The organism is Amycolatopsis sp. NPDC004378 (genome assembly GCF_053602455.1).
The window spans coordinates 1,507,793-1,520,254 of record NZ_JBSGDR010000001.1 but is presented as its reverse complement, the minus strand read 5'-3'; the positions used below and the strand labels follow the sequence as shown (position 1 = coordinate 1,520,254).

The following is a 12,462-nucleotide window of genomic DNA, read 5'->3' as shown; positions in this document are numbered from 1 at the left end:
GATCACCGCCCACGCCTTCTCCGTCAACTCACCGCGACCAACCACCGGGCACAACTACCAGAGGTCCAGCTCAACCGCTTACAGGACACGCCCTAGGTGGACGAAGGTCAAATCCGCTCCTCCCGCCGGTGTGCCGAAGGCATTCGGCGCCGCGCGGTGGACTGTTTGGTTTTATTCCCGGAATTCCGGAGTATGGGACGGACGCCCTGGTCGGGAGCCCCGGCGTAGCTTCGGCCGCATGGCCGAGCGCGCGCCGTTCACCCTCGCTGTCGTGGGCGCCGGACCCCGGGGGGTCGGCGTCCTCGAGCGGCTCGGCGCGAACGCGGACCTGCTGGGCGGCCGCCCGCTCGAGGTGCACCTGATCGACCCGTTCCCGCCGGGGCCCGGCCGGGTGTGGCGCTACGACCAGTCGCCGTTGCTGCGGATGAACTCCATGCCCGAGGACGTCACGATGTTCACCGACGAGTCGGTGAAGATGGCCGGCCCGGTGCGCCGCGGGCCGACGCTGCTGGAGTGGGCGCGCCAGGTGCGTGGTGGTGAGCTCGACGCGGAAGTGCCGCCGGACGTCGTCGCCGAGCTGGCCGCGCTGGACAGCTTCGACTTCCCGACCCGGCGGCTGCAGAGCGCCTACCTGACGTGGGTCTACCGGAAGGTCCTCGGCGACCTGCCCGGGGACGTCGGCGTCGTCGAGCACGCGGCGCGCGCGACCGGGGTCGACGAATGCGTGGTGAGCCTGTCCGACGGTTCGTCGGTCCGCGCCGACGCCGTCGTGTTCACCGTCGGGCACCTCGACGCGGAACCGGACGACCGCGAGCGCGAGCTGGCGACGTTCGCCGCGCGGCACGGGCTCGCGTACTACCCGGCCGGGTACACCGCCGACGTCGACTACTCCGGCGTCGCGCCGGGCGAAACCGTGCTGGTGCGCGGGTTCGGGCTGGCGTTCGTCGACCTGATGCTGCTGCTGACCGAGGGCCGCGGTGGCCGGTTCGAGGAGCTCGACGGCGGCGGCCTGCGCTACCACCCGAGCGGCGCCGAGCCGGTGCTGCACGTCGGCTCGCGGCGCGGAGTCCCGTACCACGCGAAGATCGGCTACCGGCTGCGCGGGAAACCGTTGCGGCTGCCCAGGTTCTTCGACGCCTACGCCATGGACGAGCTCGACGGCGCGGCCCTCGACTTCCGCGCGGACGTCTGGCCGCTGATCGCCAAGGAGCTGGCCTGGGGCTACTACAGCGAGCTGTTCACCGGCCACCCGGACCGGGTGCGCCTGGACTTCGCCGTGTTCGCCGACGCCTTCGCCGACCTGGCGTGGGACTCACCGGGCATGCGCGACCTCGTCGCGCGGGCGGTGCCCGCCGACGCCGACCGCCTCGACCTCGACCGCCTGGACCGGCCCCTGCACGGCCGCGAATTCGGCTCGGCGGAGGAGTTCGGCAAGGAGCTGCGGGAGTACGTCGAGGCCGACCTCGCGCGCCGGGCGGACCAGGGGTTCAGCGCCGACCTGGGCGCGTTCATGGCGTTGCTCTCGGTGTACGGCCAGCTGCCGACTTTGGTCCAAAAAGGACGGTTGGACGCGGCGTCACAGGTGTCCGACATGGACGGCTGGTTCCACGGGTTCTTTTCCTACTACGCCAGCGGTCCGCCGCCGCGCCGCCTCGAAGAACTGCTGGCGCTGCACGAAGCCGGCGTGGTTTCCTTCGCCGGTGCGGACATGCGGGTGACGGCGGAGCACGGCGTCTTCGCGGCGTCCAGCGCGAGCTTCCCGGGCACGGTCACGGCACGGACGCTGGTCGAGGCGCGGCTGCCCGGGCCGAGCGTGACCCGCGCGGCCGACGGCTTGCTGCGGCAGCTGCGTGACGCGGGTCAGCTGGCCGAAGAAACGGTGGCCGACCCGGTGTCCGGCGCGCTGCTGCCGTCGGGCCGGATCCACACGCGGGTGTCGGACTCGCGCCTGCTGGACGGCGCGGGCCGCCCGCACCCGCGCCGCTTCGCCGTGGGACCGCACACGAGCGCCCGCTCGGCGGCGGCGTTCACGCGACCGCGGACGAACGCGTTGTCCTTCCGCCAGAACGACGCCGTGGCGCGGGAGATCCTGGCCCTGGTCAACCCGCCCGGCTGACGAGCTCGCGGGGGATCCGGATTTCGTCGCCCACCACGGCTTTCGCGGCGCCGACCGCCGGTCAGCCCGTCACGACCGGAGCGATCTGCTGCGTCCACTGCTGCGGCGCCGACGTCCCGCCGGGCAGGGAGTTGAAGTACTCCCAGCCGTCGATCCCGCCGAAGTCGGCGTACTCGCCCTTGAGGCCGCGCACGGTCGACTGGAGGGTCGACATGGCGACGTAACCACTGCAGTTGGCCGGGTTGGTGACGGTCCCGGCGACGACCTTGCTCGCCGGCACGATCCCGCGGCGGATGATGCTGTCGTAGCCGGACGTGCTGGAGAGCGAGCCCCAGCCGCAGTAGAACTGGGTGTTGAACCAGGAGATCTGGCCGCCGCGGTCGCGGTAGAGCGCGTCGTAGTCGAGGCCCGAGAGCCCACCGCCGCCGCTCAGCTCGGTCGCCACCGGGGCGAGCGTGACCAGGAACGAGCTGCCGAAGTCGGCGCGCAGGGCGTCGATGACCTTGGTGAGGGCCGTGTTCGACATGTGCTCCTCGACGTCGAGGTCGATGCCGGAGAGCGAGTACGCCCGGATCAGGTTCCGCAGCAACGGGTAGTAGGTGTCGAACTGCGTTTCGAGCCGCTGGAAGCTGCCCGCGGCGGCCCCGCCGACGAAGGCGAGGACGTGCACGCCCTGGCCGCGCAGCGTGGCGAGGTCCTGCCACATCCTCGTGAACTTGCTCGCGTCCGGCGGATCGTCGTTGAGGTGCACGACGCTGTTGGCGTCGAGGTGAACGGCCCCGACGACGACATCCGTGGCCCCGGCGTCCCGCAGCGGCAGCGGCGAGACGTAGGCGGAGCCGTCGTAGATGGTCTGGTAGTAGACGACAACCCTGCGCCCGGCGGCGGCCGAAGCCGGCACCGCACCCGAAATCATCAGCACCAAGGCCACGAAGGCCACGCCGATCCTCCGCATGGTCCAGACCATACGTCGCGGAGGGTGGTGGGGAAAGCACGCACCGTCGATCCTGTCCGGTTTCTGTCCTAGCCGACGCCCTGCGCGGACCGTCCCGGGATCGCGTCCAGCAGCTCCTTCGTGTACTCCGACTCCGGCGCCTCCAGCACCCGCGCCGCCGGGCCCAGCTCCACCAGCGCGCCGTCGCGCATCACCCCGACCTGGTCCGCCAGCTGCCGGACCACCGCCAAGTCGTGGGAGATGAACAGGTACGACAGTCCCAGCGAGGCTTGCAGGTCCGCCAGCAGCCGCAGGATCTGGGCCTGCACGGAGACGTCCAGCGCCGACACCGGTTCGTCGCACACCACGAGGTCCGGCCGCAGGGCCAGGGCCCGGGCGATCGCCACCCGCTGGCGCTGGCCGCCCGACAGCTCCGCGGGCTTCCGGCGGGCCACCGACGCCGGCAGCGCCACCTGGTCCAGCAGCGACGGGACCCGTGAGCGCGGCAGCCCGAACGCCCGCAGCGGTTCCGCGACGACGTCTTCGATCGAGAACTTCGGGTTCAGCGACGCGTACGGGTTCTGGTAGACGATCTGCATCCGCCGCCGCAGCCGGCGCAGCTCCGGCCCCGCGAGCGACGTGATGTCGGCGCCGTCGAAGGAGACCGAGCCCGCCGACGGCGTTTCCAGCCGCAGGACCATGCGCGCCGTCGTCGACTTGCCTGAGCCGGACTCGCCGACCAGGGCCAGGGTTTGGCCGCGCGGGATGTCGAACGAGACGCCGTCGACCGCGCGGATGCCGCCGTCGAACGTCTTCGCCAGGTCCCGGACCGTGACCAGCGGCTCGGCGGCCGGTGCGGGTGGCCGTGAAGCGCTCGACATGCTCGGCGCCGCCGCGAGGAGCTGCTGGGTGTAGGGGTGCGTCGGCGCGCTGACGACCGACGAGCCCTCCTCGACGACCGAACCCTGTGAAAGCACCACGATCCGCGAAGCGCGATCAGCCGCGACGCCGAGGTCGTGCGTGATCAGCAGGATCGCCGTACCCGACTCGGCGGCCAGGGAAGTCAGGTGGTCGAGGATCCGCCGCTGCACGGTGACGTCGAGGGCCGACGTCGGCTCGTCGGCGATGATCAGTTTCGGCCGTCCGGCCAGCGCCGACGCGATCAGGACCCGCTGCCGGAGGCCGCCCGACAGCTGGTGCGGATACTGCTTCGCGCGCAGTTCCGGCGAGGGGACGCCGGCGCGTTCGAGCAGCTCGATGGCCTGTACGGAGGCGGTGCGCCGGTCCGCCAAGCCGTGGATCCGCAGCACCTCCGCGACCTGGTCGCCGACCCGGTGCACGGGGTTCAGCGACACCGCCGGGTCCTGCGGCACCAGCGCGATCTCGCGCCCGCGCACCGAGCGCCACTGCTTGTCGGACAGCGCCAGCAGGTCCCGGCCGTCGAAGGTGATCGCACCGCCGTCGACGCGGCCGCCGCGCGGGAGCAGGCCGATCGCCGCGTGCGCCGTCGTCGACTTGCCCGAGCCCGACTCGCCGACGACCGCGACGACTTCGCCCGCGCCGACGTCGAACCCGACGTCACGGACGGCCGGGACCCCCTGGTACGACACGGCCAGCCCGGAAATCCGCAGCAGGGTCATCGGTCTCCTCCGTCCAGTGCGCGGGACAGCCGGTTCGCGGCGAGGACCACCGCCGCGACCGTCAGGCCCGGGAACGTCGTCATCCACCAGGCCGTGGCCAGGAAGCTCCGCCCGCCCGCGACGAGCGAGCCCCACTCCGGCGTCGGCGGCGTCGCGCCGAAGCCCAGGAAGCTGAGCGCCGACACCTCGAGGACGGCCGTGCCGAGGGTGAGCGTCGCCAGGGCGAGCACCGGGCCCGCCGCGTTCGGCAGGACGTGCCGCAGCAACACCCCCGACCAGCGCACCCCGGACGCCCGCGCGGCCTCGACGAACACGCCGTTTCGCACGCGAAGCACCTCCGCGCGCATGACCCGCGCGAAGGACGCCAGGTTCGCGATGCCGACGGCGATCGCGACGTTCGTCGTGCCGAAGCCCAGGGCCGTGACCAGGGCCAACGACAGCAGGATCGGCGGGATGGCCAGGAAGACGTCGACGACCCGCATGATCACCGTGTCGAGCCAGCCGCCGCGGAACCCGGCCAGCAGGCCGAGCGCCGAGCCCGCGACCAGCGCCACGAGCACGGCGATCGCGGTGGCCCGCAGCGAGAGCGACGCACCGTGGATCACGCGCGCGTAGACGTCCCGGCCGGTCTCGTCGGTGCCGAAGAGGTGGTGCAGCGAAGGGCCTTGGAGCCGCTCCACGGGGACGCCGGTGATCGGGTCGTACCCGGTCAGCAGGCCCGGCACGAAGGCCGCGAGCAGCACGAACGCCAGTACGGCCACCGCCAGCGTCAGCCCGGGCGCCACTTTCCGGTGCAAGCGGCGGTCGAGGTCAACCACGGGCCACCTCCGGCGTCCGGGCGATGCGCGGGTCGAGCAGCGGGTACAGCAGGTCGACGACCAGGTTGAGCACCACGAACACCAGCGCGGCCAGCACGATCACCGCCTGCACCACCGGGACGTCCTCCGCGGTGACGGCGGCCGCGGTGATCCGGCCGACGCCGTCGCGCGAGAACACCGTCTCGGTGATCACCGAACCCGCGACGAGGTTGCCCGCCACCACGCCGGCGACGGTCAGCGTCGGCACGGCCGCGTTCCGCAGCAGGTGTCCGAAGTGGACACGCCAGCGGCTCGCGCCCTTGGCCGCCGCGATCTCCGCGTACGGCTCCTCCTGCTGGGTCGCGAGGCTCTTCGCCAGCACCTGGCCGATGATCGCGCCGGTCGGCAGCGCGAGGGTGATCGCGGGCAGGATGATCGTCGCGAAGCCCTGCGTGCCCAGCGCCGGCAGCAGCCGCAGCCGGAACGAGAAGAACTGGATCAGCAGCAGCCCGACCCAGAACGGCGGCAGCGAGATCGCCAGCGACGGAAGCGACAGCAGGGCCTGCCGCAGCCAGCGGAACCGCGTGAACGTGCCGAGGAACGCCGAGCCGCCGCCGAAGACCACCGCGAACACGAGCGCCAGCCCGGTCACCGCGAGCGTCGGCGGCAACGCCGTGACGACCATGTGCGTCGCGTCGTCGCCGGTCGTGACACTCTTGCCGAAGTCGCCGTGCAACGCCGAGACCAGCCGTTTCCCGTACTGGACGGGCAACGGCGAGTCGAGGCCGTACTCCGCGCGGGCGGCGGCGAGCTGCTCCGGCGTCGCCGACGAACCCGCCTCCCCGCTGGCGAGCTTCGCCGAAACGGCGTCGCCCGGCAGCAGGTAGAGGATCAGGAACGACAGCGTGAACGCCGCCCACAGCACGAACACCGCCTGCCCGACGCGCCGGAGCAGATAGCGCCTCACGACAGCCACGCGTCGAAGAGCTGCAGCCGCGACGACGCCTCGAAGTCGACGGCGTGCGCCTGCGAGCTCAGCGCGACGACCTGCGTCAGCTCGAAGACCGGGATCGCGTAGGCGTGGTCGACGATCAGCTTCTGGACCTCGTCGGCCGACGGCTTGCGCTTGGCTTTGTCCACAGTGGACGACTGGGCGTCGAGCGCGACGTCCAGGGGGTTGCCCGGCGCGAGCTTGCTGCGGTTGCCGGCCTTGGTGGAGAACTGGCCGCGCAGGATGTCGGGGTCGGCGCGCGTGACGTTGTACCAGAGGAAGTCGTAGTTGCCGGACAGCTGGATCTGCGTGGTCTCGGCCGTCGTGTGCTGCTCGATCCGCAGGTCGAAGCCGATCTTGCGGAGCTGCTGCTGGACCAGCTCCAGCACGCTGCGGTTCTGGTTGAACACCGGCGAGAACACGACGGACGCGCTGAGCGTCTGGCCGTTCTTGACGCGGATGCCGTCGGGGCCGGGCACCCAGCCGTCGCCGTCCAGGAGCGCGGCCGCGCCCTTCTGGTCGTACGCGAGCTGCTGCGAAAGGTCTTCGTAGAGCGGCGTCGCCGAGCCGAGGATGCTGGTGGCGGGCTGGTAGCTCGCCGTCAGCACGGTGTTCACGACCTCGCTGCGGTCGACGCCCTTGAGCACGGCCTGGCGGACCTTCTCGTCGGCGAGCACACCGCGGGTGGTGTTGGCGTGCAGGTTGAACACGACGCCGGGGTTCGGCCGGATGTTCTCGCTGAAGCCGTTGCCCTTGAACTGCGGCTCGTCGACCGGCTGGATGTCGGTGGCCGCGTCGAGCTGGCCGGAGGCGAGGCTGCCGGTGCGGACGCCGGGCTCGGGCACGATCTTGTAGTCGATCTTGTCGAGGTAGGCCTCGCCCTGGTGCTTGAACAGCGACGAGCCCCACGCGTAGCCCTTGCGCTTGGCCAGGACCATCTCCTGGTTCTGCTTCAGGCTCTCGAAGACGAACGGCCCGGAGCCGATCAGGCCGGTGCCCTGGCAGCGCTGCTCCGGCGTCTGCTTGAACGCGGCCGGCGCGAGCACGCCGAGCGACATCGTCGAGCTGGCCTGCAGGAACTGGGCGCTGGGCGCGGAGAACTCGAGGCGCACGGTCCGCGGGTCGACCACCGTCGACGCCTTGTACGCGGCGAGGTAGCCGTAGCCGAGCTGGGCCTTCGTGCCGAGGGCCTTGATGCCGTCGAAGCTGGTCTTGACGGCGGCGGCGTCGACCGGGCTGCCGTCGGAGAACGTCGCGCCCGGGCGGAGGTGGAAGGTGAACGCCGTCGAATCGGCGTTGATCTCCCACTTTTCGGCCAGCCACGGCTTGATCTCGCCGGTCTTCGGGTCCTGGTCGGTCAGCGAGTCGACGAGCTGGCGCGCGACGTTGATGGACGCGTTCGTCGCGGTCTGCTGCGGGTCGATGCAGTCGGGGGCGGACGAGATGCCCAGGCGCAGCGTCCCGCCGGGTTTCGGCGGGCCGGAAGCGGCCTGTTCGGTGCCGGCGGCGGCGCACGCGGTCAGCAGGATCGGCAGGGTGAGCAGGGCCGCGGCGTTGCGGGCGCGGGAAAAGGGGGACACCGGACGGCCTCCAGCGGGGAGCGGTTGCGTCTTCGACCAGCGACGCTAGTTCCGCGCTGAAGGCCGTCCCAGCAGGCGAACCGCGGTCCCAAACCGTGGCACCGCAGGGATTTGCCCTTGACAGCGATCAGCAGCGGCCGAGCATGTCCGTCAGAGCGCTCTTCTCGGCGGTGTTGATCGTCAGCTTGAACTTGTACTTCACCGCGACCCACATCTTCGCGTAGGTGCACCAGTAGCTGGTCAGCGGCGGCTTCCACTGGTCGGGCGACTTGTCGCCCTTCTCCTGGTTGACGTTGTCCGTCACAGCGATCAGCTGCGGGTCGGTGAGGTCGTTCGCGTACGCCTGGCGCTGCGCCGTCGTCCACGACGACGCCCCCGTGCGCCACGCGTCGGCGAGCGGGACGACGTGGTCGATGTCCACATCGGACGCGGCGGTCCAGGTCGCGCCGTCGTAGGGGCTCTTCCAGCTGCCGGACGTCGGCGCGCAGTCCGAGCCGGTCTGCACGTTCGTGCCGTCGCGCTTCAGCACCACTTCGCGGGTGTTGCAGCTGTTGCCCTGGTCGATCCAGTGCGGGAACTTGTCCCGGCTGTAGCCGGTCTGCGAACCGTCGGCCTTGACGGTCAGGGCCGCGAGCTCGGTCTTCGCCGTGGCGGCGGACGGGATTCCGGGCGGAGTCGCCTCGGCGACGCTGACCAGCGTCCCGGAGAGCACGGCCGTGGCCGCGAGGATCGTAAAGGAATGACGAACAGCACGCCTGGTTGGCATTTTGCTGCCTCCGTGTCAGGTGCGGGGACGACTAACCCTGATACACGAGAGTGGCGTATGCAACACGTATAGGTGACATGATGCCGCGACTGGGTTAACTCCCAGTGACTTCATTGTCGCGACTGGTCGCCGGAATACCCAAGTTTTCGGACGTGAGCTGGGAATTCGCCACTGAGCCCCGTCCGTCTCGCGCTGACGACCGCTGAAGGCCTTTCACGTTAAAGTAGGTGTTTCCCTCGAACCGCGGGCCGGGCGGGTCGTGCACCCGCCCGGCCCGCGTCCGCCCAGGTCAGCCGATCCCCAGCACCGACTCGGCCGTCGTCCAGTCGGTGAGCATGGCGTGCTGCGCGGCCGCCAGGGTGGCCTGGTTCGCGCACACGGCCTTCTTCACCGCGTTTTCCACGCTGTCCTTCGAATAGGAGTTCTCGTTCCCCGAGTGCGGTTCCGGCCAAAGGTTCTTCGGGTCCTTCGGCGCGCCACCCAGTTCGAGCGGAAGGAAATGGTCTTCTTCGTAGTCGGAAAGGCTCGTGTCCGAATACCCGTAGTCCGCGATTCCCTGGATCTTCAATTTGTTGGTGTAGGAAGTCGACGGCCGGATCGTCGCGGTCCAGCCCGAAACGCAAATGGTCGAGCCGATCGTCGACTGCGTGACGTCCGGGTTCAGCGCGCCGGGCGTGCAGGCCGGGTCCGGCAGCGGCAAGTCGGCCTGTGAGCAGGTCGCCTCCGTCGTCGCGGGGGCCGCGTCGGCCACGCCGACGAGGCCGCCGGACAACACCGCGGCAAGGGTAAAAGAACAATAAAGAGCGCGAATTGTGGGCATTCGACCGCCTCCGTGTCATTGATGGGGACCGAATAACCATCAAGCACGGAAGTGGCACTAGGCAACACTTGTGGGTGACACTCGGTTAACGCCGAGTGACACCCGCGCGGCAGCGCGCTGCCGACATCGCGAAAAAAGGCGTGAAAAAGGGCAATTCGCCGTCGAATTGCCCTGCGGTGCGGTGTATGGGGCTTGTCGTCCGGACCTCAGCGCGGCCGGCGATCTTTCATCCGAAAGTTCCGCGGACCAGGCGGAGGTCCTCGGTGTGCCGGTACCACGTCCACTTGTTCACGGCGCGCTCGTGGACCACGTCGTCGCTCACGGGCCGCGTCGGGATGCAGCCGATCTGGAACGCGCGCGCGTAGAGCGTGCTCGGCCGCTTGAAGATCGTCCCCTTCACGACGCGGACGGCGAGGCCGGGCCCGCCCGGGTCGGGGGTCACCTCGATCGACGACGCCGGCCCGCGCAACGCCACCTGCTCGTCGGCGTAGGCCACGCCGCGGACCAGCCGCAGCTGCCCGCGCCCGACGACCACGCCGCCGACGTCGTCGCGGATCAGCGGCACCGGGTCGACCTCGCCGCGCAGGCCCAGCGCGAGGGCCTGCAACGGCGTCTTCGGCAGCCCCCAGAGCGCGGCGACGACCGAGTCCGGCGAAGACGGCACGAAACCGACCGACACGCCCGAGAGCGCGTCCTTGCGGAGCAGCCGCTGCACGACCGCCGCGAGGTCCGCGTCCGTGCCCGACACGACCAGGTGATCGTGTTCGCCCAGCAAGGGGTCGATTTCCGCCTTGCCGGGACGGCTCGGGACGCGGATCGATTCGACGTCGTCGACCTCTTCGAAGCCCGCCGCGCCGTCGCCGCAGGCCACCACCAGTCCGCGCACCCGCAGGTCCTCCGTTACAGTCATGCACCGGCATTTCGTCAGCGCCACCGGTGTCCGTCCGGGACACTTAACCTCAGTCGTCGAACACCTGGAGTGTCACATGCCGGCCATCGTGCTCATCGGTGCCCAATGGGGAGACGAAGGCAAGGGCAAGGCCACCGACCTGATGGGTGACCGGGTCCAGTGGGTCGTCCGCTACCAGGGTGGCAACAACGCCGGTCACACGGTCGTCCTGCCGAACGGCGAGAACTTCGCCCTGCACCTCATCCCGTCCGGCATCCTCACCCCCGGCGTGACGAACGTCATCGGCAACGGTGTCGTGGTCGACCCGGGCGTGCTGCTCGACGAGCTCTCCGGCCTCGAAGCGCGGGACGTCGACACGTCCAAGCTGCTGATCTCGGCCGACGCGCACTTGATCATGCCGTACCACGTGGCCATCGACAAAGTCACCGAGCGTTACCTCGGCAGCCGCAAGATCGGCACCACCGGCCGCGGCATCGGACCGTGCTACCAGGACAAGATCGCCCGCGTCGGCGTCCGCGTGCAGGACCTGCTCGACGAGAAGATCTTCCGCCAGAAGGTCGAAGCCGCGCTGGAGTTCAAGAACCAGGTGCTGGTGAAGGTCTACAACCGCAAGGCGCTCGAGGCGAACCAGGTCGCCGACGAGGTGCTGGCCGCGGGCGAGAAGTTCGCGCACCGCATCGCCGACACCCGGCTGCAGCTCAACCAGGCCCTCGAGCGCGGCGAGACGGTGCTGCTCGAAGGCTCGCAGGGCACGCTGCTCGACGTCGACCACGGCACCTACCCGTTCGTGACGTCGTCGAACCCGACGTCCGGCGGCGCGAGCGCCGGCTCCGGCATCGGCCCGGGCCGGATCACCACGGTGCTCGGCATCCTCAAGGCGTACACCACGCGCGTCGGCTCGGGCCCGTTCCCGACCGAGCTGCACGACGAGTCCGGCGAGTACCTGCGCAAGCAGGGCGGCGAGTTCGGCGTCACGACGGGCCGGTCACGGCGCACGGGCTGGTTCGACGCGGTGATCGCGCGCTACGCGGTGCGCGTCAACGGCATCACGGACTACTTCCTCACCAAGCTGGACGTGCTGTCCGGGCTGGAGAAGGTGCCGGTGTGCGTCGGCTACGAGGTTGACGGCTTCCGCACGCCGGACATGCCGATGACGCAGACCGACGTCCACCACGCGATCCCGATCTACGAAGAGCACCCGGGGTGGTTCGAGGACATCTCGGGCTGCCGCACGTTCGAGGAGCTCCCGGCGAACGCGCGCGCGTACGTCGAGCGCCTGGAAGAGCTGTCCGGCGCCCGGATCTCGGCGATCGGCGTGGGCCCGGGCCGGGACCAGACGATCGTCCGCCATCAGTTCGTCTAGGTCAGCTTGGTGCTGACCGGCGTCTCGTTGCGGAACAGGTCGAGCACCGGGCAGTGCTCGTCGACCTCGCGCTTGAGGTCTTCGTAGCGCTCCCGGCTCGCCGGCCCTTCGAGCTCGACGGACACCCGCACGTCCCCGAAGCCGGGGCGCGTGTTGAAGGAGAAGCCGAAGAAGCCGTGCAGGTCGAGGTCGCCGTCGACGGTGACCTTGACGGAGTCGAGCGGAATCCCGCGCTTCGCCGCCCAGAACTGGTAGGTGATGACCTGGCAGGAGCCGAGGGCGGCCAGCGCGAACTCGACCGGGTTCGCGGCCTGGTCGGCCCCGCCGAGCGCGGGTGGCTCGTCCACGGTGAAGGTGTGCTCGCGGACGTTGACCTGGACTTCGGTCTTGGTGCCGGGCTTGAGGACGTTGGCCACGCTGAAGGAGACGGCGGCGTTGTGCGGGTCGGCGTCGACGGCCTTGCGGGTGCCTTCGATGACATCGGTCAGCGACATGGGCTCTCCTGAAGATCGCGAACGGATATCGCCACAGGGTGGGCGAATCTC

General features: G+C 70.2%; 11 protein-coding genes. 2 read left to right on the top strand and 9 right to left on the bottom strand.

Going from position 1 to position 12,462, the window contains the following annotated elements; genetic code table 11:
- Positions 1-238: 238 nt before the first annotated feature.
- Entirely contained in the window at positions 239-2,116 is a 1,878-nt protein-coding gene (locus ACWEN0_RS07500) for an FAD/NAD(P)-binding protein (RefSeq protein ID WP_451969782.1), read from the top strand.
- Between the two features lie 61 nt (positions 2,117-2,177).
- On the opposite strand, the gene ACWEN0_RS07495 is transcribed toward ACWEN0_RS07500, so the two are convergent.
- The 8 genes from ACWEN0_RS07495 to ACWEN0_RS07460 form a co-directional block, all read right to left on the bottom strand.
- Positions 2,178-3,071, bottom strand: a complete 894-nt coding sequence (locus ACWEN0_RS07495; RefSeq protein WP_451969780.1) for a glycosyl hydrolase family 18 protein — start codon at positions 3,069-3,071, stop codon at positions 2,178-2,180.
- A 68-nt stretch (positions 3,072-3,139) separates the two neighbouring features.
- On the bottom strand, positions 3,140-4,690 hold the full coding sequence (locus ACWEN0_RS07490) for a dipeptide ABC transporter ATP-binding protein (RefSeq protein WP_451969778.1): 1,551 nt from the start codon (positions 4,688-4,690) through the stop codon (positions 3,140-3,142).
- Positions 4,687-5,508 (bottom strand): ABC transporter permease, encoded by an 822-nt coding sequence (locus ACWEN0_RS07485; RefSeq protein WP_451969777.1) that lies wholly within the window; start codon positions 5,506-5,508, stop codon positions 4,687-4,689. The genes ACWEN0_RS07490 and ACWEN0_RS07485 overlap by 4 nt, the downstream gene beginning before the upstream one ends.
- Complete coding sequence (locus tag ACWEN0_RS07480) at positions 5,501-6,454, bottom strand: ABC transporter permease (protein ID WP_451969911.1); 954 nt, start codon at positions 6,452-6,454, stop codon at positions 5,501-5,503. Before ACWEN0_RS07480 ends, ACWEN0_RS07485 begins: the two co-directional genes overlap by 8 nt.
- The gene (locus ACWEN0_RS07475) at positions 6,451-8,058 is read right to left on the bottom strand and encodes an ABC transporter substrate-binding protein (RefSeq protein ID WP_451969776.1); all 1,608 of its coding nucleotides are present in this window, start codon (positions 8,056-8,058) and stop codon (positions 6,451-6,453) included. Before ACWEN0_RS07475 ends, ACWEN0_RS07480 begins: the two co-directional genes overlap by 4 nt.
- Before the next feature lie 127 nt (positions 8,059-8,185).
- Positions 8,186-8,824 (bottom strand): HNH endonuclease family protein, encoded by a 639-nt coding sequence (locus ACWEN0_RS07470; protein WP_451969775.1) that lies wholly within the window; start codon positions 8,822-8,824, stop codon positions 8,186-8,188.
- 289 nt (positions 8,825-9,113) lie between these two features.
- The gene (locus ACWEN0_RS07465; protein WP_451969774.1) at positions 9,114-9,644 is read right to left on the bottom strand and encodes a hypothetical protein; all 531 of its coding nucleotides are present in this window, start codon (positions 9,642-9,644) and stop codon (positions 9,114-9,116) included.
- Positions 9,645-9,870: 226 nt separating this feature from the next.
- Positions 9,871-10,554 (bottom strand): hypothetical protein, encoded by a 684-nt coding sequence (locus ACWEN0_RS07460; protein ID WP_451969772.1) that lies wholly within the window; start codon positions 10,552-10,554, stop codon positions 9,871-9,873.
- A gap of 76 nt (positions 10,555-10,630) precedes the next feature.
- Here ACWEN0_RS07460 and ACWEN0_RS07455 point away from each other — a divergent pair, with 76 nt between their 5' ends.
- On the top strand, positions 10,631-11,917 hold the full coding sequence (locus tag ACWEN0_RS07455; protein WP_451969770.1) for an adenylosuccinate synthase: 1,287 nt from the start codon (positions 10,631-10,633) through the stop codon (positions 11,915-11,917).
- Here the strand turns inward: ACWEN0_RS07455 and ACWEN0_RS07450 are convergent.
- Positions 11,914-12,411, bottom strand: a complete 498-nt coding sequence (locus tag ACWEN0_RS07450; RefSeq protein ID WP_451969768.1) for an OsmC family protein — start codon at positions 12,409-12,411, stop codon at positions 11,914-11,916. The genes ACWEN0_RS07455 and ACWEN0_RS07450 overlap by 4 nt on opposite strands.
- Between the last annotated feature and the right edge of the window lie 51 nt (positions 12,412-12,462).